The organism is Sphingomonas baiyangensis (assembly GCF_005144715.1).
GTDB lineage: Bacteria > Pseudomonadota > Alphaproteobacteria > Sphingomonadales > Sphingomonadaceae > Sphingomonas > Sphingomonas baiyangensis.
On sequence record NZ_SWKR01000002.1, the window covers coordinates 957,707 to 977,180 of the forward strand.

Annotated in this window: 24 protein-coding genes; 11 read left to right on the forward strand and 13 right to left on the reverse strand. The window is 65.9% G+C overall.

Annotated features, from left to right (window positions below):
* Window positions 1-9: 9 nt before the first annotated feature.
* Together FBR43_RS07865 and FBR43_RS07870 are read right to left on the reverse strand one after the other, a co-directional pair.
* The gene (locus tag FBR43_RS07865) at window positions 10-480 is read right to left on the reverse strand and encodes an EF-hand domain-containing protein (RefSeq protein WP_136942638.1); all 471 of its coding nucleotides are present in this window, start codon (window positions 478-480) and stop codon (window positions 10-12) included.
* Window positions 481-556: 76 nt separating this feature from the next.
* The gene (locus FBR43_RS07870) at window positions 557-1,243 is read right to left on the reverse strand and encodes a hypothetical protein (protein WP_136942639.1); all 687 of its coding nucleotides are present in this window, start codon (window positions 1,241-1,243) and stop codon (window positions 557-559) included.
* Window positions 1,244-1,317: 74 nt separating this feature from the next.
* Between FBR43_RS07870 and FBR43_RS07875 the strand changes: the two genes are divergently transcribed.
* Genes FBR43_RS07875 through FBR43_RS07885 form a run of 3 tightly spaced genes read left to right on the forward strand, consistent with a single transcriptional unit; the run spans window position 1,318 to window position 4,429 of the window.
* Window positions 1,318-3,180, forward strand: a complete 1,863-nt coding sequence (locus tag FBR43_RS07875) for a TadE/TadG family type IV pilus assembly protein (protein ID WP_136942640.1) — start codon at window positions 1,318-1,320, stop codon at window positions 3,178-3,180.
* Complete coding sequence (locus tag FBR43_RS07880; protein ID WP_136942641.1) at window positions 3,177-3,782, forward strand: TadE/TadG family type IV pilus assembly protein; 606 nt, start codon at window positions 3,177-3,179, stop codon at window positions 3,780-3,782. Before FBR43_RS07875 ends, FBR43_RS07880 begins: the two co-directional genes overlap by 4 nt.
* Complete coding sequence (locus tag FBR43_RS07885; protein WP_136942642.1) at window positions 3,779-4,429, forward strand: TadE/TadG family type IV pilus assembly protein; 651 nt, start codon at window positions 3,779-3,781, stop codon at window positions 4,427-4,429. Before FBR43_RS07880 ends, FBR43_RS07885 begins: the two co-directional genes overlap by 4 nt.
* Before the next feature lie 4 nt (window positions 4,430-4,433).
* Here the strand turns inward: FBR43_RS07885 and mltG are convergent, their stop codons facing one another.
* From mltG to fabD, 5 genes are all read right to left on the reverse strand, one after another.
* Window positions 4,434-5,402 carry an endolytic transglycosylase MltG gene (gene mltG, locus FBR43_RS07890; RefSeq protein ID WP_249276501.1) on the reverse strand — a complete coding sequence of 323 codons (969 nt, stop codon included), beginning with the start codon at window positions 5,400-5,402 and terminating at the stop codon, window positions 4,434-4,436.
* A 19-nt stretch (window positions 5,403-5,421) separates the two neighbouring features.
* Window positions 5,422-6,684: a beta-ketoacyl-ACP synthase II gene (gene fabF, locus FBR43_RS07895; protein ID WP_136942643.1), complete on the reverse strand. Its 1,263-nt coding sequence runs from the start codon at window positions 6,682-6,684 to the stop codon at window positions 5,422-5,424.
* A 187-nt stretch (window positions 6,685-6,871) separates the two neighbouring features.
* Window positions 6,872-7,108 (reverse strand): acyl carrier protein, encoded by a 237-nt coding sequence (locus FBR43_RS07900; protein ID WP_136942644.1) that lies wholly within the window; start codon window positions 7,106-7,108, stop codon window positions 6,872-6,874.
* Window positions 7,109-7,209: 101 nt separating this feature from the next.
* Window positions 7,210-7,947, reverse strand: coding sequence for a 3-oxoacyl-[acyl-carrier-protein] reductase (gene fabG / locus FBR43_RS07905; RefSeq protein ID WP_136942645.1), 738 nt, complete (start codon window positions 7,945-7,947; stop codon window positions 7,210-7,212).
* 41 nt (window positions 7,948-7,988) lie between these two features.
* Window positions 7,989-8,924 (reverse strand): ACP S-malonyltransferase, encoded by a 936-nt coding sequence (gene fabD / locus FBR43_RS07910; protein ID WP_136942646.1) that lies wholly within the window; start codon window positions 8,922-8,924, stop codon window positions 7,989-7,991.
* Window positions 8,925-9,116: 192 nt separating this feature from the next.
* Between fabD and FBR43_RS07915 the strand changes: the two genes are divergently transcribed.
* A complete protein-coding gene (locus FBR43_RS07915; RefSeq protein WP_249276502.1) occupies window positions 9,117-9,563 on the forward strand; it encodes an RcnB family protein in 447 nt (148 codons plus the stop codon).
* Between the two features lie 60 nt (window positions 9,564-9,623).
* On the opposite strand, the gene FBR43_RS07920 is transcribed toward FBR43_RS07915, so the two are convergent.
* On the reverse strand, window positions 9,624-10,580 hold the full coding sequence (locus FBR43_RS07920) for a prolyl hydroxylase family protein (RefSeq protein ID WP_169542546.1): 957 nt from the start codon (window positions 10,578-10,580) through the stop codon (window positions 9,624-9,626).
* Window positions 10,581-10,772: 192 nt separating this feature from the next.
* Here FBR43_RS07920 and rpsF point away from each other — a divergent pair, with 192 nt between their 5' ends.
* From rpsF to rplI, 3 genes are read left to right on the forward strand one after another with little or no spacing between them, the layout of a single operon-like run.
* Window positions 10,773-11,180: a 30S ribosomal protein S6 gene (gene rpsF, locus FBR43_RS07925; RefSeq protein WP_136942648.1), complete on the forward strand. Its 408-nt coding sequence runs from the start codon at window positions 10,773-10,775 to the stop codon at window positions 11,178-11,180.
* Window positions 11,180-11,404: a 30S ribosomal protein S18 gene (gene rpsR / locus FBR43_RS07930; RefSeq protein ID WP_007403456.1), complete on the forward strand. Its 225-nt coding sequence runs from the start codon at window positions 11,180-11,182 to the stop codon at window positions 11,402-11,404. Before rpsF ends, rpsR begins: the two co-directional genes overlap by 1 nt.
* A 14-nt stretch (window positions 11,405-11,418) precedes the next feature.
* A complete protein-coding gene (rplI, locus tag FBR43_RS07935) occupies window positions 11,419-12,012 on the forward strand; it encodes a 50S ribosomal protein L9 (protein ID WP_136942649.1) in 594 nt (197 codons plus the stop codon).
* 103 nt (window positions 12,013-12,115) lie between these two features.
* On the opposite strand, the gene FBR43_RS07940 is transcribed toward rplI, so the two are convergent.
* A complete protein-coding gene (locus FBR43_RS07940; protein WP_136942650.1) occupies window positions 12,116-12,349 on the reverse strand; it encodes a hypothetical protein in 234 nt (77 codons plus the stop codon).
* 17 nt (window positions 12,350-12,366) lie between these two features.
* Between FBR43_RS07940 and FBR43_RS07945 the strand changes: the two genes are divergently transcribed.
* The gene (locus FBR43_RS07945) at window positions 12,367-13,458 is read left to right on the forward strand and encodes a 2OG-Fe(II) oxygenase family protein (protein WP_212611911.1); all 1,092 of its coding nucleotides are present in this window, start codon (window positions 12,367-12,369) and stop codon (window positions 13,456-13,458) included.
* On the opposite strand, the gene FBR43_RS07950 is transcribed toward FBR43_RS07945, so the two are convergent.
* From FBR43_RS07950 to radC, 4 genes are all read right to left on the reverse strand, one after another.
* Window positions 13,455-14,579, reverse strand: coding sequence for a glycosyltransferase family 2 protein (locus tag FBR43_RS07950; RefSeq protein WP_136942651.1), 1,125 nt, complete (start codon window positions 14,577-14,579; stop codon window positions 13,455-13,457). The genes FBR43_RS07945 and FBR43_RS07950 overlap by 4 nt on opposite strands.
* A complete protein-coding gene (leuB, locus tag FBR43_RS07955; protein WP_136942652.1) occupies window positions 14,576-15,625 on the reverse strand; it encodes a 3-isopropylmalate dehydrogenase in 1,050 nt (349 codons plus the stop codon). The genes FBR43_RS07950 and leuB overlap by 4 nt, the downstream gene beginning before the upstream one ends.
* A gap of 82 nt (window positions 15,626-15,707) precedes the next feature.
* Window positions 15,708-16,025, reverse strand: a complete 318-nt coding sequence (locus FBR43_RS07960) for a DUF2218 domain-containing protein (RefSeq protein ID WP_136942653.1) — start codon at window positions 16,023-16,025, stop codon at window positions 15,708-15,710.
* Between the two features lie 9 nt (window positions 16,026-16,034).
* Window positions 16,035-16,715, reverse strand: coding sequence for a RadC family protein (gene radC, locus FBR43_RS07965; protein WP_136942654.1), 681 nt, complete (start codon window positions 16,713-16,715; stop codon window positions 16,035-16,037).
* 139 nt (window positions 16,716-16,854) lie between these two features.
* Between radC and FBR43_RS07970 the strand changes: the two genes are divergently transcribed.
* The 3 genes from FBR43_RS07970 to FBR43_RS16145 all read left to right on the forward strand — a co-directional run bounded on the left by FBR43_RS07970 (window position 16,855) and on the right by FBR43_RS16145 (window position 19,454).
* Window positions 16,855-17,241, forward strand: coding sequence for a hypothetical protein (locus tag FBR43_RS07970; protein ID WP_136942655.1), 387 nt, complete (start codon window positions 16,855-16,857; stop codon window positions 17,239-17,241).
* Window positions 17,242-17,349: 108 nt separating this feature from the next.
* Window positions 17,350-17,607 carry a hypothetical protein gene (locus tag FBR43_RS07975; RefSeq protein ID WP_136942656.1) on the forward strand — a complete coding sequence of 86 codons (258 nt, stop codon included), beginning with the start codon at window positions 17,350-17,352 and terminating at the stop codon, window positions 17,605-17,607.
* A 281-nt stretch (window positions 17,608-17,888) separates the two neighbouring features.
* A complete protein-coding gene (locus FBR43_RS16145; protein WP_212611912.1) occupies window positions 17,889-19,454 on the forward strand; it encodes a hypothetical protein in 1,566 nt (521 codons plus the stop codon).
* The last annotated feature ends 20 nt before the right edge of the window (window positions 19,455-19,474 follow it).

Here is a 19,474-nt window from a genome sequence, read left to right on the forward strand (position 1 = left end):
AAAGTCGCCTCAGCCCTCTTCGCCGGCGGGCGGACAGGCAGCGGCGCGGCGCGGGGCGCGGCGCTTGGGCGCAGTCGTGGCGAACTCGCTGCGGTCGAGCGTACGTGACCGGTCGGCATCGGCGTCGGCGAAGCGCGTCGTGGTGCGGATCGCCCATTCGTCGAAGCTCAGGCGACCGTCGCCATTGGTGTCGAGCTTGGCGAACGCCTTGCGCCGGCTGGCCAGATACTCGTCGCGCGTGATGCTGTCGTCGCGATCCTTGTCATAGCGGTCGAAGCGCTTCTCCTCGCGCGTCTTCGGCGTCGCTTCGGGCACGCGGACTTCGGGCACTGCATCGGTGGCGGCTTCGCGATCATCGGCGGCGGGCGGGTCGGGCGGCGCTGCCAGCGCCACGCGCTCGCTGGCGCTGGTGCCGAACAGGAAAAGACCGGCACCGCCAAGCAGCAAGGCCGCCAGCGCGCCCACCAGATATCGCCACATGTCGCTCTCCCCGCTTCCGCGCTTCGGACACAGGCTAACCGATTGGCGGGGCGGGGCAAGCCGGCGCTGGCTGATCCTAGCGGCCCGTCAGCCGGTGCCAGCCCAAGCGCACGATCCGCTGCGGCGTGGCGGCCGGCGGGGGGAGCGCGGGATCGGCGCGCAAATCCATGTGCGCCTGATGGAGCAGCGCGCCGAGGCTGCGCAGGCGTGGCGACCAGCGCGGCTTCAGCGCCGCTTCGAGGTGATACAGCGCCGCCTCGCGACCCTCACCGTCACGCAGGGCGAGGTCGGCGAGCGCCCATGCGCGCCCGGCCTGAGCGAGCCGGGCGTCGGCGGTGCCCAGCACCTTGCCCGCTGCCACGAACAGCGTCTCGCCGCGCAGCGCATGCCCGGCGCGGCGCGCGTCGTCGTCATCGGCCTCTTCGATCAGCGCTTCCCAGCCTTCGACGATCCGCGCGAGCGTTGCGCCCGGTATTCCGACGGGCAGTATCTCCGCCTCCAGCGCGCGGAGTACGGGTTGCGCCGGCGCCGGTGCATCGTCGAGCTTGCCCAGCGCATCATGCCACCAGCTGTAGCGCATCTGCGCGAGCATCGGCTCGCTTGTGGCGACGGGCACTGCCGCGAGCGTATCGTCGAGCGCGAGCAGCGCGCTCAGTCCGCCATGCGCGGGCGACGGCGCATAGGACAGGATCAGCCGCCGCTCGGCCGCGCGAGCAGCTGCGCGGCGATTGTCTGCCGCATTGGTGGACGCCGCGTTAACCATCTCGTTTCAGTCGCACTTATCGCTTTTGCGCGCATAGGCCCTGCTTGGACTTCATTGTCAAACACGGGCGGGGCATGCACGAAAAGCCGATCACTGCCGGGGGCGAGCGCGGCTTTCTCTCGCGCCTGCTGCACGATCGCGCGGGCAACACGATGGCGATCGTGGGTGCGGCGATGTTTCCGCTGGTCGGCATGGTCGGCGGCGGCTTCGACCTGTCGCGCATGTACATCGTCAAGACGCGGCTGCAGCACGCCTGCGACGCCGGCGCGCTGGCGGGCCGCAAGGCGATGGGCGGCGGCACCTGGGCGCAGCAGAGCGGCATGCCCAACACCGAGGCGCAGCGCTTCTTCGACGCCAATTTCCGCCGCGATTCGGGCAGCACGCTTGGCGTGTACGGATCGAAGGACGTCACGCGCCAGTTCGCCGAAAGCGCCGGCAAGGTGACGGGCACGGCCACCGCGGTGCTGCCGATGACGCTGATGCGCGTGCTGGGCAAGACGACCGAGACGCTCACCGTCACCTGCGACGCCGAGATGCGCCTGCCCAACACCGACGTGATGTTCGTGCTCGACGTCACGGGCTCGATGAACTGCAAGGCGGGCGACACGAGCTGCACCAACAACGGCAACGTGCCTGCGACTGATTCGAAGATCGAGGGCCTCCAGGTCGCGGTAAAATGCTTCTACGAGATCGTCGCGCGGCTCGATACCAGTGCGCCCTGCGTGGCGGGCGCGCCTTCGGGCGGCACCGGCAGCGCGGTGCAGATCCGCTTCGGCTTCGTGCCCTATGCGTCGAACGTCAATGTCGGCAAGATCCTTCCCGTCGGCTTCATGGCCAACAGCTGGAAGTATCAGTCGCGCAAGCGCGACGGCAGCGAATGGTCCGACTGGTATTATCGCGGCGTCGCCTATCCAGACTGGCGAGGCAACTGCGCTGCGGCGCAAGCGAACACGGCAACGCAGGAGAACCGCGTCCAGAAACGCTATGTCTGGCAATATGGGCAGGACATGTGCGTGTACGAGCGCCGCGACTTGCAGCCGCGCTGGCACTATGCGTTGCACGATATCGACGTATCCGGCCTCAAGAACGGTACGGGCTATCGCGACAGCTTCACCGTCGCCGGCGTGAATAACGACGGTTCGGATCGCACGGTCGACTGGAGTGGATGCATCGAAGAGCGCCAGACGGTGCGCGCCACGAACTTCAGTCCGATTCCCGCCGGCGCCAAGGATCTCGACATCGATCTGGTGCCGACCAGCGGCGACGTGACCACGCAATGGGGGCCGGCTCTGCCAAGCGTCATCTGGGCGCGCAACGTCACGTCGAACTGGAACGAGATCAACACCGCCGAGACGCGTACGACCACCAACTACTACAACAACGTGCCGTTCGAATGCCCCACGGCCAGCCGCAAGCTCCAGCAATGGCCCGACGCCACGGCGTTCGATGCCTATGTCGACAGTTTCCGTGCCAGCGGCTCGACCTACCATGACATCGGGATGATCTGGGGCGCACGCCTGTTGTCGCCAACGGGCATCTTCAGCGCCGAGAACGCGCTCACGCCGCAAGGCGGGGAAATCGAGCGCCACCTGATCTACATGACCGATGGCGACACCTCGACGATCAACAGCAATTACACCGCCTACGGACTCTCGATCCTCGACCGTCGCCAGACCGACGCCGGCGAGGTGCCGAGCAACGCGACTCTGAACGACCAGGTGAACCTGCGCTTCGCCGCGGTATGCGAGGCGGTGAAGAACAAGAACATCACGCTTTGGGTCGTTTCATTCGGCGGCGGTATCAACACTGACACCGAAAACCGCCTGCGTGCCTGCGCGTCGAGCAACCGCTATTTCACCGCAAGCGATTCAGCGGCCCTGCAGACGACATTCAAGTCGATCGCCGACCAGATCTCCGCGCTGAGGCTGACGAGGTGATCGCGCGCACCCTTCAGGATCGCCGCGGCGCCACCATCGTGGAATTCGGGCTCATCGCGCCGGCCTTCTGCCTGATGCTGCTCGGCGCGTTCGACGTTGCGCACACGCTCTACATGCGCGGCGCGTTGCAGGGCGTGTTGCAGAAGGTGGCGCGCGATTCGACGCTCGAGAGCGGCAGCGAGGCGCAGCGCATGGCAGTGCTCGACGGGCGCGTGAAGAGCCATGCCAAGGCGCTGGCGCACAACGCGACGATCGACATCAAGCGCCGCTATTACCGCACCTTTTCCCAAGCGGCTGCGGCGCGCGCCGAAACCTGGACCGACACCAACGGCAACGGCACCTGCGACAATGGCGAGCCCTATGAGGATGCCAATCACAATAATGGCTGGGACAAGGATGGCGGCGATGCCGGGCAAGGCGGCGCCAAGGATGCGGTGGTGATGACGGTGACGGTCGAATACCCCGCTTTCTTCCCGCTGCGCGGCCTGCTCGGCAAATCGGCTGCGAACACCAAGGTCGTCGCCACCACGATCCTGCGCAACCAGCCCTATGGCGACCAGAGCAGCTATGCCGCGCCGGTATCGCGGAACTGCGCCGCATGATGCGGGTCGCGACCCGGTTGCGCCGGCTGGCGCGCGACGCGAGCGGTCTTGCGCTGACCGAATTCGCCTTCTCGCTGCCGGTGCTCATGCTGATGGGGCTGACGGGCGCCGAGATCACCAACTACATCATCACGCGGATGCGCGTCAGCCAGATCGCGCTGCACCTGGCCGACAATGCTGCGCGCATCGGCAGCGGCAGCACGCTGCAGGCCAAGGAGATCAGCGAGGTCGACATCAACGACCTGCTCACCGGGGCGGGCTATCAGTCGGGTGAATTGAAGCTCTACGAGCGCGGCCGCGTCATCATCTCGAGCCTCGAGCAGGACCCGGCCAATAGCGGCCGCTACCGCATCCGCTGGCAGCGCTGCCGCGGCAACCGGCCGTATAATTCGCCGCACGACAACACCAAGACCAACCTGGCCGGCATGGGCCCGGCGGGGCGGCAGGTGATCGCGCCGGTCGACGGTGCGACGATGTTCGTCGAGGTCTATTACGAGTACAAGCCGCTGGTGAAGAACGCGCTCGCCCCCTCGACCACAATGGTCGAGATCGCGTCGATGATGGTGCGTGACCGCCGCGCGCTCAACGCCGGCACCAACGGCGTGGTGCAGGTATCGGGCGAAACGCCCGCGTCCTCGACCTGCTAGGCGATCACATCTCGCCGCGCGCGCGGCGCAGCGCATACCATTTCGCCACATTGGCATTATGCTGCTCGAGCGTGTCGGCGAACACATGGCCGCCGGTGCCGTCTGCAACGAAATACAGTGCCGACGACTGCGCCGGATCGAGCACGGCATCGATGCTCGCGCGGCCGGGATTGGCGATCGGCCCGGCGGGCAGCCCCGCCATCGCATAGGTATTGTAGCCGTTGCGCGCGCGCAGCTCGGACCGCAGGATGCGCCGGCCGAGCGGGCGCCCCTTGGTGACCGGATAGATGACGGTCGGATCGGCCTGCAGCGGCATCCCGCGCTTGAGCCGGTTCGAATAGACTGCCGCCACGGCGCGCCGCTCCTCGGGTTTGGCGGTTTCCTTCTCGACGATCGACGCGAGGATCACCGCTTCGCGCGGCGTCGATACGGCGATGCCAGGCTTGCGCGTGGCCCATGCCTTTTCGAGATACTCGTCCATCGCCGCCTGCATCCGGGCGAGTACGGCAGCGCGCGTGTCGCCGCGCTGGTAGCTGTAGCTGTCGGGCAGTACCGATCCCTCGGCGGGCACCGCGACCGTACCTTCGAGATGCTCGGCCGCCATCAGCGCGTCGTGCACGAGGACCGACGGCGTGCCTTCGGGCACCGTCACCAGCCGCTGGAGCACGCGGCCCGATTGCATCAGCGCCAGCAGATCGGCGGGGCTGATGCCGGCGGGCACGGCATATTCGCCCGCACGCACCGGCGCGCCCGATCCGAATATGCGTGCGAACAGCCGGAAGCGATCGGCCGAGGCGAGCGCCCCGGCCTTTTCCATCTCCTGCGCCGCGCGCGTGAGCGAGGCGCCTTCGGGCACGATCACGCTGGTTTCGCGCGCAAGCGGCCCCCCGCCCGTCCAGTTCTGGACGACGAGAAACATCGCCGCGATCAGCGCCAGCCCGGCGAACAGCCCGATGCAGCCCAGCCGCTTCACGAGCGGGTGCCCCGGTCGCTCAATCCATCGCCTTCATCACGAGCGACGCATTGGTGCCGCCGAAGCCGAACGAGTTGTTGAGCACCGCGCGCACGCGGCGCTCCTTGGCCTTGTGCGGGACGAGATCGACGCCGGCGCAATTCTCGCTCGGATTGTCGAGGTTGAGCGTCGGCGGCACGATGCCGTCGCGCATCGCGAGGATGCAGAAGATCGATTCGACCGCGCCCGCGCCACCCAGCAGATGCCCGATCGCCGACTTGGTCGACGACATCGACATGGTGTCGATCGCCGAGCCGAACAGCCGGCGCACCGCGCCGAGTTCGAGCTCGTCGCCGAGCGGCGTCGAAGTTCCATGCGCATTGACATAATCGATGTCCGACAGCGCGAGCCCCGACTTGCGCATCGCCATCTCCATCGCGCGATACGCGCCCGATCCCTCGGGGTGCGGCGCGGTGACGTGATAGGCATCGCCCGAAAGGCCATAGCCGATCACCTCGGCATAGATCTTGGCGCCGCGGGCCTTGGCGTGCTCATATTCCTCGAGCACGACGACGCCGGCGCCCTCGCCCATCACGAAGCCGTCGCGATCGACGTCATAGGGCCGGCTCGCGCGCTCGGGCGTATCATTGAAATTGGTCGAAAGCGCGCGCGCCTGCGCGAAGCCGGCAATCCCGATCGGGCAGATCGCGCTCTCGGCACCGCCCGCCAGCATCACGTCGGCATCGTCCATTGCGATCATGCGCGCGGCATCGCCGATCGAATGCGCGCCCGTCGAACAGGCGGTGACGACGGCGTGGTTCGGCCCCATCAGCCCGTATTTGATGCTCACCTGCCCCGAGATCAGGTTGATGAGCCGGCCATGCACGAAGTGCGGCGACACGCGGCGCGGGCCCTTGGCGGCCAGCACCAGCGACTCGCTCTCGATGCCGGGCAGCCCGCCGATGCCCGAGCCGATCGAGCAGCCGGCACGATAGCGCTCGGGCTCGCTCATGTCGGTCAGCCCGGCATCCTCGATCGCCTGGCCGGCGGCGTCGATGCCGAAGGTGATGAACAGATCAACCTGCCGCTGCACCTTGTGATCGACGCGCTTGCCGGCATCGAAACCATATTCATGCTCGGGCGGCTTCACTTCGCAGGCGATGCGGCAGGCATAGTCGCTGGCGTCGAACCGCGTGATCGTGGCGGCGCCCGACTTGCCCGCGATGATGTTCCTCCACGCGGTCTCGACATCCGCCCCCAGCGGAGTGACGAGGCCAAGCCCGGTTACGACGACGCGACGCATCCATGCATCTCCAAAAACTGAAACAGGCCCAACCCTGCGGGGCTGAGCCTGTCGAAACCCTGTCCATGCCGATAGCCGCGCGGACAGGAACGGGCGGCCCCCGTCGTTCGAACCCTCCGGCGCCCGTCCGGCGCGGCGGAAGGCCGACCAGCCGGGGCAGGCCGGCGGCCCGCCCCGTCAAGGACAATCAGTCCTTGTGCTCGTCGATATAGGTGATCGCGTCCTTGACTGTCGTGATCTTCTCGGCGGCATCGTCGGGAATCTCGACGCCGAACTCTTCCTCGAACGCCATCACCAGCTCGACGATGTCGAGGCTGTCGGCACCCAGATCATCGATGAAGCTCGCATCTTCGGTGACCTTCTCGGCCTCGACGCCCAGATTCTCGACAACGATCTTCTTCACGCGATCGGCGGTGTCGCTCATTCCCAATGTCCTTTTGTGGGTATCTTTCGGATTCCTGAACGCACCTAGAGCGGTGCATCGGGGCTGGCAAGTGGTTGGAAGGGGGCGGGCGCCCACCCGCCTTACAGCATCGCCATGCCGCCGTTGACGTGCAGCGTCTGCCCGGTGACATAGCCCGCTTCGCGGCTGGCGAGATAGACGACCGCAGCGCCGATATCCTCGCCGCTGCCGAGGTCACCCGCGGGAATGCGCGCCGTGAGCGCCGATTTCTGTGCTTCGGGCAGTACCTCGGTCATCGCCGAGCGGATGAAGCCGGGTGCCACGCAGTTGACGGTGATGCCCCGGCTGGCCAGTTCCTGCGCCAGCGCCTTCGACATGCCGACCAGCCCGGCCTTCGACGCGGCATAGTTGGCCTGCCCCGGATTGCCCGTCGCGCCGACGACCGAGGTGATCGACACGATGCGGCCGAAACGCTGCTTCATCATCGGTCGCGCGGCGGCGCGTGCGAGACGGAAGGCGGCTTCGAGGTTGACGCGAATGACCTGGTCCCACTCTTCGTCCTTCATCCGCATCGCCAGATTGTCGCGCGTGACGCCGGCATTGTTGACGAGAATGTCGAGCCGCCCGAGCGCTTCGACCGCCTGCGGCACCAGCGCGTCGACCGCGGCCCCGTCGGACAGGTCGCACGGCAGCGCGACATGATCGCCGCCCAGCCCCGCACGAAAGGCGTCGAGCTTGGCGGCATTCGACCCCGAGACGGCCAGCCGCGCGCCCTGCGCCGCCAGCGCCTGCGCGATCGCCGAACCGATCCCCCCCGAAGCGCCGGTAACCAGCGCCGTCATGCCTGTCAGGTCGAACATCTTACGCCTTTCGATTTGCTCATGCGGTCGCATCGGACCGCTCAGATATCCTTCAGCAGCGCCTCGATGTCGTCCATCGAGATCGCGCTGGCGGTGGCCGCGTCGGGTACGGTGCGCTTCACCATCGGGCCGAGCACCTTGCCGCCGATTTCGACGAAGTCGCTCACGCCAGCCGCCGCCATCGCTTCCACCGATTCGCGCCAGCGGACCATGCCCGTCACCTGCTCGACGAGCAGCGCGCGGATGACGGCCGGGTCGGCGACGGGCGCGGCGGTGACGTTGGCGTAGAGCGGCACCAGCGGCGCCTGCATCGTCACGTCGGCGAGTGCGGCTTCCATCGCCTGCGCCGCCGGCTGCATCAGTTCGCAGTGGAAGGGCGCTGATACCGGCAGCAGGATGCCGCGCTTGGCGCCATGCTCCTTCGCCAGCGCCACGGCACGCTCGATCGCGCTACGCGTGCCCGACAGCACGACCTGCCCCGGATCATTGTCGTTGGCGATAGTGCAGACCTCGCCCTCGGCAGCGGCATCGGCGATCGCCTGCGCCTTGGCGCGATCGGCGCCCAGAAGCGCCGCCATTGCGCCCTCGCCCACGGGCACCGCCGCCTGCATCGCCTGCCCGCGAAGCTTCAGGAGGCGCGCCGTCGTCGCCAAGTCGAAGCTGCCCGCGGCGCACAGTGCGGTATACTCGCCGAGCGAGTGGCCCGCGACGAAATCGGCCTTGTCGGCCAGCCGCACCCCGCCCTCGCGTTCGAGCACGCGCAGCACCGCGATGGCATGCGCCATGATCGCCGGCTGCGCATTCTCGGTGAGTGTCAGTTCGCTTTCGGGGCCATCGGCCATCAGGCGGAACAGGTTCTGGTCCAGCGCATGATCGACTTCCTGAAACACCTCGCGCGCCACCGGGCTGGCGGCGGCCAGTGCCGTGCCCATGCCCACCGACTGGCTGCCCTGGCCTGGAAAAACGAACGCGCGCATCGCCGATATCCTTGTTTGTCGCGGAAGCCGCCGCCTACGCCCGAACGCCGAAAGCTTTCAAGTCCTGCGCCGATTGCGACAATTGGCGACGCTTTTGGCCACCACGCGACAAAGTGCTGCGACAGCCGCGGCCTAGTTTGATTTCAACGCCGGGGCAGTCCCGGCTCGCAAGATCAAACGAGGAGAAGCATCATGTTGAACAAGGCCATGCTCGCCGCCGTCGCGATCGGAACCGCCGCCGTCGCGATGCCCTCCCCCGCAGAAGCACAGCAGCGCACTGTAGTGAAGGAGCGCGGCAACCGCACCGTCGTCGTCCAGCGCGGCAATGGCGTGCGCGAACGGACCGTTCTCAACCGCCGCGGCAACGTCGTGCGCCAGAATGTGCGGGTGAACCGCCCGATCCAGCGCAACGTCCGCATCGCCCAGCCGGCCTACCAGTATCGCAGCTGGCAGCGCGGACAGCGGTTCAACCGGGCATTCGCGCCCAATTACCGCCAGATCGACTATCGTACCTATCGCCAGCGCGGCCTCTACGCGCCGCCCCGCGGCTATCAGTGGGTGCAGTCGGGCAATGACGCAGTGCTGGTCGCACTCGCCAGCGGCCTGATCGGCGCGGTCATCGGCGGTGTCGTGTTCTAAGCGGAAACCAAAGCGCCACACGGGGCGACGGGACCATTAGGTTTCGTCGCCCTTGTCGCGTCAGCGCATCGTCTCGGGCTCCCAGGGGTGGCAGCGCCGCTGCCGGATCCAGCGCGTGGCGATCCATTTGCGCCCCGCCGTCACCGCAAGCCCGGCATGTTCGGTGCGCGGATCGGCGCGCCCCTCGGCATCGAGCGAGCGAAACAGCAGCGCGCTGCCCGCCTCGGGCGCGACATCGAGACCCAGCTTGCCGAAACGCGTCGCGCCACCCTCGAAATCGGCGTTCAGATAGACGATCGCCGTCACCGCGCGCTGATTGGCGACGCCAGGCAGCGTATCGAGATGCGGGCGATATTCCTGCCCCGGCGCGTAAGCCAGCACATGCAGTGGCTCGCCCGCGTCGATCGGCGTTCCGGTGGCGTCGGCGATCCGCCGGTGCAGCGCGTGCAGCACCGCATCCTCCTCGCTCGGCGCGAAGTTGGTGCCGAGCGACGTGCGCACCGGATGCGGCCGCCGCTGGCCGCTTGCGGGATCGACGACGAACGAAGGTTGCAACCGCGGTTCGGCGCGCGCGATCACGTGCCGCGCCGCAGCTTCGGTGGCGAGGCCCGGCACGATGGCGATCCAGGGATCGACGCTCAGCACGCGCGGCGCGTTCAGCGGGGCGGCGGCGAGTGAAGTGGCGATAGCGAGCGTCGCGGCTACCGCGGGGTCGATTGCCGCCGCTGCGCGCCATGCGGCATCGGCGGCTCCGGCATCGGCAGCAGTGCCGGTCCCGGTGGCGAGCAGCGCGGCATGCAGCGTGTGCGCCTCGACCATTCCGGCCGCCGCCGCGGCGCTTGCCAGCCGGTAGCCCTCGGCGAGCAAGCGCGGGCCATGCAATCCCCATAGCCGCCACTGCGCCAGCACCAGCATCGCCTGCGCGTCACCGCTGCCGGCGCGCTGCTCGACCATGCGAGCGGCGGCCTGCGGCCCCTGCTGGCGGGCAATCGCGGCGAAATCGGCCTCGAGCGTCATCGCCTCGATCCTTCGCGCGAAAGCCGGCGAGGGGCAAGCCGCGCTTGCATTTCGCCGCCGGTTGCGCCAAGGCGCGCGGGCTTCGTGCGGCGGAACGCGGTTCCGGCGCCCGTTGCGCATTACCCGACGACAGCCGGAGGGGCGCCGCACATGGGGTGCGCGTCAGCGATCGGCCAAGACAGGAACGAAGGCATGGCTCTGTACGAGCACGTCTTCCTTGCGCGCCAGGATCTGGCACAGGCGCAGGTGGACGCACTGGCGGAAAACGCCACCAAGATCATCGAGGACAATAACGGCAAGGTCGTCAAGACCGAGACGTGGGGGCTGCGCAGCCTCGCCTATCGCATCGCGAAGAACCGCAAGGCGCATTACGTGATGCTCGAGATCGACGCGCCCGGCGACGTCGTTGCCGAGCTCGAGCGCCAGACGCAGATCAACGAGGACGTGATTCGCTACATGACCGTCCGCGTCGACGAGCATGAGGCCGGTCCCACCGTGATGATGCGCAAGGGCGAGCGCGACCGCGAGCGCCGCCGCGACCGCGACGATCGCGGCGACCGCGGCCCGCGCCGCGACCGCGAGGAAGGGGAGAACAACTGATGGCCCGCCCGTTTTTCCGCCGCCGCAAGAGCTGCCCCTTCTCGGCCAAGGACGCGCCGCGCATCGATTACAAGGATGTGCGCCTGCTCCAGGGTTTCGTGTCGGAGCGCGGCAAGATCGTACCGAGCCGCATCACCAGCGTTTCGGCCAAGAAGCAGCGTGAACTGGCGCAGGCCATCAAGCGCGCGCGCCATCTGGGCCTGCTGCCCTACGTCGTGAAGTAAGGAGGGCCGGTCCCATGCAAGTCATTCTGCTCGAGCGCGTCGAGAAGCTCGGCCATATCGGCGATGTGGTGACGGTGAAGGACGGGTTCGCTCGCAACTTCCTGCTGCCGCGCAAGAAGGCGCTCCGCGCCAATGAAGCCAACCGCAAGGTCTTCGAGGCCAATCGCGAGCGTCTGGAGGCCGACAACGCCGCCCGCCGCACCGATGCCGAGAAGGACGCCAAGACGCTCGACGGCGTGTCGGTGACGCTCATCCGCCAGGCATCGAACACCGGCCAGCTCTATGGCTCGGTTGCGGTGCGCGATCTGGTCGAGGCGCTGGAGGCCGAGGGCCACAAGGTGAGCAAGAACCAGGTCGTGCTCGACAAGCCGATCAAGGCGATCGGCCTGCACGAAGTGAAGGTCGCGCTGCATCCCGAGGTATCGGTGATGGTGAAGGCGAACGTCGCGCGCAGCCCCGAAGAGGCCGACATGCAGGCCCAGGGCGTCGACGTGATGGCGGCGATGTTCGAGAAGGAGGAAAGCGGCTTCATCGAGGAGCGCGATCCCAATCTCGAAGCCGGCGAGATCGCCCGCGAAGAGGCTCCGGCTGACGAAGCCGCGAACTGATCGTCAGATCAGGATCACGAAGAAGGGCCGCCGGCACTGCCGGACGGCCCTTTTTTGTTGCCTCGAACCGACGCGAGCGCCGGCGCAGCGCCGCAAGACTAGGTCAGGGAACGGCGACGCACGCGCCGACGACGGCTGCCAACGGGATGAGTGCCATGATGATGGGCATTGCCTTGCGCATGATATCACTCGTTATTTCTGAGACTGTTTCTGTTTCGGTTGCAAAATGCGCGCCGAGCGCGAAGGTTGCATCCCGATGAACAGCAGCAATCCGGCACGTCGCTTTGACGATGCCTCGAAACGCCTTGCCGATCGACTGACAATGACGGTCAGTCATAGCGCGCGAGACCTCGCGTGAGGCCGCTCGTTGCCGGCGACTGGGCGCCCTGGGTCGCCTATCGCGCTGCCGGGCATGACGGCATGCTCAACCTGAGCAGTTCGGCAGGTGCGCCGCAGCTCGTCGCGCTGATCGGTTCGGCTGCCGTTGCTGCTGCCAGCGAGGCGTTGGCCTTGCTCGCCACGGCGGATGCGCGGCTCGCGGCGGCGGGGGTGGCCTGTCGCACCGTCACGATCGATCCGCGCGACCTGACCGCCGGGCGCGTGGCGACGCGCAACGCGATGATCGCCATCGATGATCGCGACCGCAGCGTGTCGGTCGCCTTTGGTGCCTGCGCCGGTGAGGGCGACGATGTTAAGTACGCGCCATGCGTATTGCTGCTCGATCGCCGCTTGCAGGTTGTCGGCCGCTACCGGCTGGTCGAGATCGCGACGGCGATCGCCGATGTGATCGCGCTGGCCGGCGATGCCGATCCCGGCATCGACGCGCCGGTGCTGACGGTGCCCCGCCTGTTCGAGCCCGAACTCTGTGGGGCGTTGATCGCCGCCTATGAAGGTGGCCAGCAGACCGAGTCGGGGTTCATGCGCGATATCGACGGCCGCACCACGCTAGTCATGGACGCGAGTTTCAAGCGCCGGCGCGATCACCCGATCGAGGATGCGAGGCTGCGCAGCGCCATCGCGGCGCGCGTGCATGCGCGGCTGGTGCCCGCGATCAAGCGCGCCTTTCAGTTCGATGTGACACGCATCGAGCGATACATGGTCGCGGCCTATGATGCCGACAGCGGCGGCTATTTCCGGCCGCATCGCGACAACACCACGCACGGTACCGCACATCGCCGCTTCGCGGTGACGATCAACCTCAACAGCGACTATGACGGCGGCGACCTACGCTTTCCCGAGTTCGGTACGCGCACCCATCGCGCGCCCGAAGGCGGTGCGGTGGTGTTCAGCTGCTCGCTGCAACATGAGGCGACGCGGGTGACGCGCGGCCGCCGCTACGCGTGCCTGCCTTTCCTCTACGACGATGCAGCCGCCGCGATCCGCGCCGAGAACCAGTCGAGGCTGGCCGAAGGCGTCCCTGTCTACTCGGCCGGCGAAGCGAGCTAGGCGTTCCGTCGCCGGCCGTAGCGGCCCCAGGTGAAACGCGAGGACAGGGCGAAGTTCCAGACGGCACCGACGACGATGCCCGCCAGCGCCGATACCGCCCAATAGTTCGACTGGCCCTGATGCAGATAGGTGGCGACGCCGACATTCGCCGCGAGCCCGACCGAACAGACGAGCGCGAACGACAGCAGTCCGCCCGCCAGTTCGCGCGCGCCCTTCAATCGCCGATCGCGATAGGTGAGCGCGTTGTTGAGGAAGAAGTTGAAGGTCATTGCCACCAGCGTCGCCACGACCTGCCCCGGCACGAACGCGGCCTCCCCACCGAGCGCGATGATCGGCGTCAGCACGCCCATGTGCACGCCCACGCCCAGCGCGCCGATCGCGCCGAACATCGCGAAGCGCACGGGCACGAAGCGGCCGAACATGCGATCGTACAGCGCGATCAGATATTCCATCGCGACGACGTGATCGAGCTTGCTCTCGCCGACCTCGCGCGTGCGGAACACATAGGGCAGCTCGACGAAGCGTAGCGGCCGCGGTGCTGCGGTCATCACGTCGAGCAGGATCTTGAAGCCGATGCCCGACAGGCGTGGGACCAGATCGCGCAGCAACTTCGAGCGGATCATGAAGAAGCCGCTCATCGGATCGCTCAGATCGGCCTTGAGCACATGCCGCGAAAGTCTTGTCGCGAAAGCCGATTTCGCCACGCGATCGCGGTCCCAGTCGCCCGTTCCGCCGCCGCTTGTGAAGCGCGAGCCGATGGCGAGGTCGAGCCCCGGATCGGCCTCGAGCGCGGCGGCCATGCGCGGCAGAAGCGTCTCGTCATGCTGGCCGTCGCCGTCAATCACCGCCACCAGCGGCGCGGCGGTGGCGCACATGCCCTCGATACATGCCGTCGAAAGCCCGCGCCGGCCGATCCGCTGGATGACGCGCACGCGTGGATCGGCTCGCGCCAGCGCGCGCGCCGCCTCGGCGGTGTCGTCGGGGCTATCGTCGTCGACGAAAATCGCTTCCCAGCGCCGTCCCGCCAGCGCCGCATCGATACGCTCGACCATGTCGGCGACATTGCCGCGCTCGTTGAACACCGGGATCACCACCGCCACTTCGAGCGGCGGCTGGTTCATGCCAGCGCCTCGATCACGCGATCGGCCATTTCGCGTGTCGAGAGCGTGCCACCGAGATCGGGCGTGCGCGCACCGCCCGCGATGGCGGCGGCGACGGCGACCTCGATGCGATCGGCGGCATCGCTGAGGCCGAGCGAATGGCGCAGCAGCATCGCCGCCGACAGGATCGTCGCGCAGGGATTGGCCCTGCCCTGCCCGGCGATGTCGGGCGCCGATCCATGGATCGGCTCGTACAGCCCCTTGCCCTGCCCATCGAGCGCCGCCGATGGCAGCATCCCGATCGATCCCGCGCACATGCTCGCCTGGTCGGAGAGAATGTCGCCGAACAGATTGCCCGTCACGATCACGTCGAACTGGCCGGGGTCGCGCACCATCTGCATCGCGGCATTGTCGACATACATGTGGCTGAGCGCGACGTCGGGATAGTCCGCCGCGACTTCGATCACCACGTCGCGCCACAGCTGCGAGGTGTCGAGCACATTGGCCTTGTCGACCGAGCACAGCCGGTGCCGGCGTGTGCGCGCCGTCTCGAACCCCACGCGGGCGATGCGCGCCACTTCGGCCTCGTCGTAGCGCATCAGGTCGCGGCCTTCGCGCAGGCCATCGGCAGTGGTGCCGCGCGACTTGAGGCCGAAATAGACGTCGCCGGTCAGTTCGCGCACGATTACCATGTCGATCGCGGCGGCGATGTGCGGCTTGAGTGCCGAGGCGTCCTCGAGCCCCGCGAACAGCCGCGCGGGGCGCAGATTGGCGAACAGCCCAAGTTGCTTGCGCAGGCCGAGGATTGCCTGTTCGGGGCGCAGCTCGCGCGCCAGCCCGTCATGGCGCGGATCGCCGACGGCGCCGAACAGGATGGCATCGGCGCGGCGCGCCAGATCGAGCGTGGCATCGGGCAGCGGATGTCCCGCCGCATCATAGGCCGCGCCGCCCACCGGCGCTTCCTCGAACGCCAGGTCGAGCGCCAGCGCATCGAGCACGCGGCGCGCCTCGGCAGTCACTTCGGGGCCGATCCCGTCTCCCGGCAGGATGGCGATCAGATGCGGCATGTGCGGCTCTCCCCCTTGGCGTCCGCCCGCCACTAGGGGCGCAAGCGCCGGGCCGCAAGAAAGCGCACCCCGGCGGTACGCATCAGCGCCAGTCGAACGCCAGCGGCGCCTCGCGGAAGGCGAAGCGATCGAGATGGCGCGCGACGGCGCCCTTCAGCCCGTCGAGCTGTTCGGGCGAGGTCGCGTCGATCCGCACCGCCAGCGCGTCTGCCCCGGCATCGAACGTCACCGTCGCATCGCCCGGATGATCCGCGCCGCGCGCATCCCTGGGGAACACCACGCTGCCATGATCGGCAGAGTATTCGACCGCCAAATTATGCGACCAGTGCTTGCACAATTGCTGGAGATAGCGGCTCGCCGCCGTGGTGGGTACGCTGGCCGCGGCCGAAACGGGCGTCATGATATCCTCCTAGATCAGCCCCTGCGAGCGCAGGCTGGTATGGCCGTCGCGGCCGATGATGATGTGGTCGTGCAGCGCGATGTTGAACGGCTTGGCGGCATCGGCGATGGCGCGCGTGATCTGGATGTCGGCGCGGCTGGGGGTGGGATCGCCCGAGGGGTGGTTGTGAACGAGGATGATCGCCGCCGATCCGAGGTCCATCGCGCGGCGCACGACCTCGCGGACATAGACGGGCGCCTCGTCGATCGATCCCTCGTGCATCAGCTCATCGCGCACCAGCATGTTGCGCGTGTTGAGATGCAGGCAGCGCACCCGCTCGATCGGATGCCATGCCATTTCGGCGCGCAGATAATCGAGCAGCGCCTGCCAGTTCGACAGGACGGGGCGTTGGGCGACCTCAGCGCGCAACAGGCGGATGGCCGCGGCATGTGCCACCTTGACCGCCGCCGCCGAGGTTTCGCCCATGCCCGGCACGCGCGCCAGCGCCCGCGCATCGGCGGTCAGCACGCCGCCGATGCCGCCGAACTCGGCGAGCAGCGCCTTGGCGAGCGGCTTGGTATCGCGGCGCGGAATGGCGAGTGCCAGTAGATATTCGACCAGCTCGTGATCGAGCAGCGCCTCGCCATCGTCGAGCAGCCGCTGGCGCAACCGCGCGCGGTGGCCGGCGGCGTGATGGGCAGGCTCGGTCATCGCGTCAAGGCGTAGCAAAGGCGGCGGCGAGCGCAATGGCGAAGCGGCAGGTGCCGCGCAAAGAAGCTGAACGCCAATTTAGCAATGACAGCGACATATCAGCCGGTTAGCCTGCGCATCTGATCGCAAGGAAACGCCGATGCTGCTGACGATCGCCGCGATGCTGCTGGCCCAGCAAATCCCGCCACCCCCGCCTTACGGTAAGGGTTGCGGCAGATACAAAACGCCGACGACTGAGGAGTTGCGTAAGTATCTGGTTGGTCGGGTATATAGCGACCCCCGTTGGAAAAGTGAAAACGCAGTTTTTATTTTTGAGGATGGTACATACAAGCAACACATGCACAATAATCTGTATCAGTCCGGACGATATTGGATAAATGGTCAAACACTTTGCAAGGACGTAGGCAACGATCGCCAAACAATATGTAGTAATATATGTATAATTAATCAAGATAGTTTCTACGTTTTTGACCCCAAATTACGCAAGAATGTGATTCCTGGATATTATAGAATAGGAAAAATATGATGTCACTTCAAAATGTTATTTCCAGGATAAAGTGGTACGATGGGGAACGCACGGTAGCAGCCAAATATCACACGCTTAGCCTGCGCATCTGATCGAGAGGGAACGCCGATGCTGCTGACGATCGCCGCGATGCTGCTGGCCCAGCAAATCCCGCCGCCACCACCTCCCGGCAAGGGATGCGGACAGTATCACAAGCCTACCGAAGCTGAGTTGCGAAAGTACCTGGTGGGCAGGACGTATTTCACGGTTGTGGCCAAATGGTCCTTTCGAAAAAATTGCTTTTCAATGGTCGCTTTGAGGGCACAGAAATGTATCATGCCAAAACGAGCGGCACCCATAGAATTAGAGCAAGCGAGCTATGCATAGCGACGCAAACCGAAAAATTTGCAAATAATTGCGCAACAATATGTATTGTTGATAACGATAGGTTTTATTTGGTAGACTATCGGCAGCGTAGAAACATTATTGCAGAGCTAGCCTATATTTTGGGAAGTTGAAAATGGATTTGCCAGAGGTACTGTCAAAGGTTTCTTTTTTGACGGAAACAATTGGACCACTCGTCAAGGTTTTCAACCCTTGGTCGCGACGGAACAGACGACAAGCTTTTCCTGAATGCAATGTCTGATTTGTACACGCAATCAAGCACCATGCGAACTTTGCTGAATGCGTGGGACGATGATATCCGTCTGGCATTTTCCATCGGTCAGCCAGGTGCTACTGTGCCGGTTCTGGGCGATCAATCTTACGTGATTATCGATCTCGCAAAAGCGGCAACTGCGCGCTATCTGAACGCTCAAGGCCAAGTCGTCGTGGAAGATCCTCGCCTTATTCTGGCACATGAGTTGATCCATCTGGTCACGACATTGGAGGATGTCGAATACGTTTTGGTCGGGACCGAACCGACCTACCCCGAAGCCATGCAGAATCGCAGCGATTACGATCATCGCGGCGATACCGTGCGTTTCACCAAAGCTGTCGCCCGTGAAATGGGACTGTGGGACAATCAACGCGCATCATACCTTGCGTATGAGTATCAGGCCTCCAACTCCCGCGGCTACCTCACATCGCTCGATCCGTCGGTATCGTACAGCAACGGCGACGTGATCGATATCGCTCGCGTAGGATATCCAGACGACGGCACGTCCAACAACGTCATGGATCACCGCGCCCGAACCGACTCAAGCCGCGATCTGATGATGGGCTTCGATGGCGACGATCAGTTGTACGGCGGCGGCGGCAACGATCATCTGTGGGGCGGCGACGGCAACGACCTGCTCGACGGCGGCGACGGCGACGATCGCATCCTTGGCGAGGCCGGCGCAGACCGCGTCATCGGCTCGGCCGGCAACGACTTCATCGATGGCGGCGCGAACCCCGAATACGAGTACGACGTGCTTGATTACACCGCACTCGCCGGTACGATCACGGTCGTTACCCTCAGCGACGGCACTGCTACCGTCGCCAAGAGCCTTGGCGGGACCGACGGCGTCGTGAATGTCGAGGACATCCACGGGACGATCGGCGCCAATGCCTTTACCGTTACGGGCAATGCGATCCACGTATTCGGTGGAGAAGGCGACGACATCTTTGCGATCAGCGACGGCGGCTGGGCCGATGGCGGGGCGGGTGATGACGTCTTCGTCGTGAGCTTCGGCACTGCGATCGGCGGCGACGGTGACGACATATTTCACGTGTCGGGCGGTGGCTTCATCGATGGCGGTGCGGGCGCCGACAAATATTATCTGTCGAGCGCGCTCAACCCGGATGGGTCGGCACCGCACTACATGATCGCCTTCCTCGAGGACGACGACGAACTCTATATGGACGGCATCCGGCTGCTGGGCGCGGAAGTCGAAATCCTCATCGGTTGGGACGATGGTCCCTATGTCGAAAGCTACGAGGAGCATTATTCGTGGCTTGAAGGATCGGGCTTCGGCTATCCCGGCTACGCGACCAAGACGGGCAGCGAACTGTATCTGGGCTTTTCGCCCGACGAGATGCATTTCGGACCCCCGACGATCGTCCTCGAGCGAGGCAGTTACGATGCGCAGGACATGCTCGTCGCGCTGACCGCTGGTGCCACGATCGAGTTCTTTGGCGTCGATGCCGCTGCCGCCGGCATCGCCTATTCCTATGAAATCCATTCCGACGGCTGGTCGTTTGCCGGCCAATGGATGGACAGCAGCTACAACATGCCGTTGATCCCCGCGTGACGCGCCGCCGGCGATCCTCG